This window comes from Mesorhizobium sp. M7A.F.Ca.ET.027.03.2.1, assembly GCF_003999175.1.
Classification (GTDB): Bacteria; Pseudomonadota; Alphaproteobacteria; order Rhizobiales; family Rhizobiaceae; genus Mesorhizobium.
Window position 1 is genome coordinate 1 of sequence record NZ_RZOM01000443.1, and the last position, 4,733, is coordinate 4,733.

Annotated in this window: 6 protein-coding genes; 1 reads left to right on the top strand and 5 read right to left on the bottom strand. The window is 62.4% G+C overall.

Annotated features, from left to right (window positions below; translation table 11 throughout):
* A partial coding sequence (locus EN750_RS19235; RefSeq protein ID WP_145967771.1) for a substrate-binding domain-containing protein occupies window positions 1-390 on the bottom strand: 390 nt, incomplete at its 3' end.
* Between the two features lie 270 nt (window positions 391-660).
* On the opposite strand from EN750_RS19235, the gene EN750_RS19240 reads away from it, so the two are divergent.
* Complete coding sequence (locus EN750_RS19240; RefSeq protein WP_127267719.1) at window positions 661-1,908, top strand: ROK family protein; 1,248 nt, start codon at window positions 661-663, stop codon at window positions 1,906-1,908.
* Window positions 1,909-1,924: 16 nt separating this feature from the next.
* Here the strand turns inward: EN750_RS19240 and phoB are convergent, their stop codons facing one another.
* From phoB to EN750_RS19260, 4 genes are all read right to left on the bottom strand, one after another.
* The gene (gene phoB, locus EN750_RS19245) at window positions 1,925-2,614 is read right to left on the bottom strand and encodes a phosphate regulon transcriptional regulator PhoB (protein ID WP_010911896.1); all 690 of its coding nucleotides are present in this window, start codon (window positions 2,612-2,614) and stop codon (window positions 1,925-1,927) included.
* A gap of 16 nt (window positions 2,615-2,630) precedes the next feature.
* The gene (phoU, locus tag EN750_RS19250) at window positions 2,631-3,338 is read right to left on the bottom strand and encodes a phosphate signaling complex protein PhoU (RefSeq protein ID WP_127267720.1); all 708 of its coding nucleotides are present in this window, start codon (window positions 3,336-3,338) and stop codon (window positions 2,631-2,633) included.
* Window positions 3,339-3,364: 26 nt separating this feature from the next.
* Window positions 3,365-4,189 (bottom strand): phosphate ABC transporter ATP-binding protein PstB, encoded by an 825-nt coding sequence (gene pstB / locus EN750_RS19255; protein WP_127267721.1) that lies wholly within the window; start codon window positions 4,187-4,189, stop codon window positions 3,365-3,367.
* Between the two features lie 17 nt (window positions 4,190-4,206).
* The coding region (locus EN750_RS19260; protein ID WP_127397348.1) for an ABC transporter permease subunit at window positions 4,207-4,733 on the bottom strand (527 nt) is incomplete at its 5' end.

Here is a 4,733-nt window from a genome sequence, read left to right on the forward strand (position 1 = left end):
CTTGTTGTCGAAGGTCAGATAGAAGACGTCCTTGTTCTCGATCAGCCGGTCATAGCCGACGACCGGAATGCCTTCGTCCAGCGCCTTCTGCACGGCCGGGCCGATGGCCGAAGCGTCCTGCGCCAGGATGATCAGGGAATTAGCGCCCTGCGAGATCAGGCTTTCGACATCGGTAAGCTGCTTGCCGGGATTGGACTGCGCATCGGCGGAGATGTACTTGTCGCCGGCGGCCTCGATCGCCGTCTTCATGGCGGCTTCGTCGGTCTTCCAGCGTTCTTCCTGGAAGTTGGACCACGAAACGCCGACAACCTTGTCCTTCGCCTGCGCGACAGACGCGAGCGTCAGCGACATGGCGGCACCCGCCAGGATGGCGGCCGTGAATCTTTTCATATTATCCTCCCTGCGCCGCGTATGGCGCGACCAAACTGACCCGAGGGCCGGCACAGAGGCTCTATTTTTTCGAGCCTCGAAAAAATACTGGGCCAACGCCCGAACGCTGTCAACATCGATTCTGATGGATTTTGATGTCATTTCGAGTTTTTTTCGAGTCTCGGAATAAATAAATGACACGGCGTGCAGCTTCTGCCAGTATTTACCGGCGTCACCGACAGCGTTCCAGGGGCAGGAGGAACCGCGGCGACCGGGAGGATATGAAAGAACATGTCGGTCGGAATCCGCCACGACGATCTGCGCCGCCGCAACCGCGCCATGGTGATCGCGGCAGTGCGCCGCGCCGGACAGCCGTCGCGAACCGAGATCGCCGCGACCACAAGCCTCAGCCATTCGACCATCTCGGCGATTTCATCCGACCTGATCGTCGAAGGCATCCTGACCGAAAGCAAGCCGAGCGAGGCCGGCTCGCTCAAACGCGGCCGGCCGCAGGTCGGCCTCAGTCTCAATCCGGAAGCGGCCGCGGTAATGACCGTGGTGCTGTCGCTGAACTTCCTCTCCGTCGCCGTCATCGACTATGCCGGCCAGGTGATATCCGAGGAACAGCGCCGGCTGGACACGCTGACGATGTCGCGCGAGTCGCTGATCGGGGAATGCACGGCCATCGTGCGGCGCCGCCTGGCAGATCCCGACCTGGACGTGCGCAGCATCGCCCGCATCGCGCTGGCCATCCAGGGCATCACCGACACCCGTGCCCGCGCCATGCTGTGGTCGCCGATCACGCCGCACACCGACATCGCCTTCGCTGACATATTCGAAGACGAGTTCGGCATCCCTGCCATAATGGAGAACGACTGCAACATGATGGCGGTGGCGCTGCGCTGGCGCGACCCCGATCGTTACCGCGACGATTTCATCGCTATCCTTTTGTCGCACGGCATCGGCATGGGACTGGTGCTGAAGGGCGAATTGTTCACCGGCACCCATTCTTCGGGCGGCGAATTCGGCCACATGATCCATCGGCCGAACGGCGCGCTATGTCGCTGCGGACGGCGCGGCTGCGTCGAAGCCTATGCGGGCAATTACGCCATCTGGCGCAACGCCAGGCAGATGGGCGAGGATGCAGAACCCGTCGCCGATGTCAGCGACGCCGACATGCGCGCCCTGGCTGCCGCGGCCCGCGAAGGTGACGGACCCGAACGGGAAGCCTATCGCAAGGCCGGCGAAGCGCTCGGCTACGGCCTCGGCAGCCTGTTCGCGCTGATCGATCCGGCGCCGGTCGCCATGGTCGGTGTCAGCGCCGCCGCCTTCGACCTGATCGAGCCGGCATTGCGGCAAGCGATTGCCCAGACCGCCGGCGGCCAGCATTCCAAATCGATTTCCTTCGACACCGAGCCGAACGAACTGCCGCTGATCCGCGAAGGCTGCGCCATGCGGGCGCTGATCTTCGTCGATCAGGAGATTTTTGCGCCGGGCGTGCAGGCGAGATCCGGTTTCGGCGGCAAGAACGTGGCGTGAGTTCAAACGAGGGAGTTCAGTCCTCTCGGATGGCGTATCCGGCCCCACGGATCGTGCGGATGACATCAGGCATACGGCCATTGTTGACCGCCTTGCGCAGCCGGCCGACATGCACGTCGACCGTGCGCTCGTCGATGTAGATCGTCTCGCCCCAGACATTGTCGAGCAGCTGGCTGCGCGAGAACACGCGGCCTGGATGGCGCATCATGAATTCGAGCAGGCGGAATTCCGTCGGCCCAAGCCGGATCTCGCTCTTCTTGCGATAGACACGGTGCGACTCGCGATCGAGCACGATATCGCCGACCTTTAGCACGCTGGACAGCACTTCCGGCTTGGCCCGGCGCAGCAGCGCCTTGACCCTGGCCATGAACTCCGGCGTCGAGAAGGGCTTGACCAGATAGTCGTCGGCGCCGGTCGACAGGCCGCGCACGCGGTCGCTTTCCTCGCCTCGCGCGGTCAGCATGATGATCGGCAGCCGCTCGGTCTCGGGACGCATTCGCAGGCGCCGGCAGAGTTCGATGCCCGAAACCGCAGGCACCATCCAGTCGAGCACCAGAAGATCGGGAACGTTCTCCTGCAGCCGGATTTCGGCCTCATCGCCGCGCGTCACCACCTCGACCTGGTAACCTTCGGATTCAAGATTGTAGCGGAGCAGCACGCCTAGCGGCTCCTCATCCTCCACCACCATGATGCGTGGTGCGATCATCGGCTGGTCACCCCTGTTATGCCGCTGGCGCGGACATTGCCGTCTCGTCCTGCTTCGGACGATTGGCTGGCAGCTGCGTGCCGGTCAAAACATAGTAGGCATTTTCGGCGATGTTGGTCACGTGGTCGCCGATCCGCTCGAGGTTCTTGGCGCAAAACAACAGGTGCGTGCACGCCGTGATGTTGCGGGGATCTTCCATCATGTAGGTCAGCAGCTCGCGGAACACCGAGGTGTATTTGACGTCGATGCGTTCATCATTGTTTCTGAGCGTGGCAAGCGCTGCCGCGTCAGCGGCGGCATACTCGTCGACGACCCCCTGCACCTGGATCAGCACCAGCTGCGCCATCGCGTCGATCGAATGCGAAAGATCGTGCGGCGTGACGCTCAGCCCGACAGTGCCGACGCGCTTGGCGATGTTCTTGGCAAGGTCGCCGATGCGCTCGAGGTCGCCGGCCATGCGGATCGAACCGACCACCGCACGCAGATCGTTGGCCATTGGCTGGCGCTTGGCGATCAGCGTGATGGCGCGATCGTCCAGCTCGCGCTGGCGGGCATCCATGATGGCATCGTCGGAAACCACGCGCTGCGCCAGCGCATTGTCCGAATTGAGCAAAGCCTTGGTCGAGCCACTGACCATCGAGCGGGCGAGATCGCCCATGTCGCGGATCAGCTGGCTGATCTGCTCCAGATCCTCATCGAAAGATGCAACGGTATGTTCACCCATGATCTTCGTCCCTCATATGCCTGAGCTCAGCCGAACCGGCCGGTGATGTAGTCCTGGGTGCGTTTGTCGTCGGGGGTGGTGAACATCTTGTCGGTGGCGCCCTCCTCGACCAGATAGCCTAGATGGAACATCGCGGTGCGCTGCGACACGCGCGCTGCCTGCTGCATCGAATGGGTGACGATGACGATCGTATAGTTCTGGCGCAGTTCGTCGATCAGTTCCTCGACGCGAGCAGTGGCGATCGGGTCGAGCGCCGAACACGGCTCGTCCATCAGGATCACCTCGGGCGACACGGCGATGGCGCGTGCAATGCACAGACGCTGCTGCTGGCCACCGGAAAGACCCGTGCCAGGTTCCTGCAAACGGTCCTTCACCTCGTTCCAGATTGCCGCCTTCTTCAGGCTCGACTCGACGATCTGATCCATGTCGGCCTTGCGCTTGGCCAATCCGTGGATGCGCGGGCCATAGGCGACGTTCTCGTAGATCGACTTGGGGAACGGATTGGGTTTCTGAAACACCATGCCGACGCGCGCCCTGAGTTCGACGACATCGATGTTCTTGTCGTAGATGTCTTCTTCGTCGAGCGTTATCTTGCCGGTTACCCGCGCGGAATCGATGGTGTCGTTCATGCGGTTGAGGCAACGCAGGAAGGTCGACTTGCCGCAGCCGGAGGGGCCGATCAGCGCCGTCACCTGATTCAGGCGGACGTCGAGATTGACATCGAACAGCGCCTGCTTCTCGCCATAGAACACGCCGACCTTGTCGCCGCGCATTTTGATCACTTCGTTCGACTTGGCGTTCATCTTATCGCCCACTGCGTTTTCAAGGGACTGTTCGGTCATGATGTTCATACCAAAATGCCTTTTTTCTACCAGCGCCGCTCGAACCGACGCCGAAGCACGATCGCGGTGATGTTCATGGCCATGAGGAAGACGAGCAGGATGATGATCGCGCCCGACATGCGCTCGACGAAGGCGCGTTCGGCCTCGTTCGCCCACATATAGATCTGCACCGGCAGCGCGGTGGCCGGATCGAAAGGCGTCGTCGGTGGATCGGCGACGAAGGCGACCATGCCGATTAGCAGCAGGGGCGCGGTTTCACCGAGCGCACGCGCTAGACCGATGATGGTGCCGGTGAGGATGCCGGGTGCGGCAAGCGGCAGGATGTGCTGGAACACCATCTGCATCTTGGAGGCGCCAAGACCGAGAGCCGCCGAGCGGATCGACGGCGGCACCGCGGCAAGTGCAGCGCGCGTCGCGATGATGATCGTCGGCAGCGTCATCAGTGTCAGCACCAGGCCGCCGACGAAAGCGGCGGAGCGCGGCATGCCCAGGAAATTGATGAACACCGCGAGGCCGAGCAAGCCGAAGACGATTGACGGCACCGCTGCCAGAT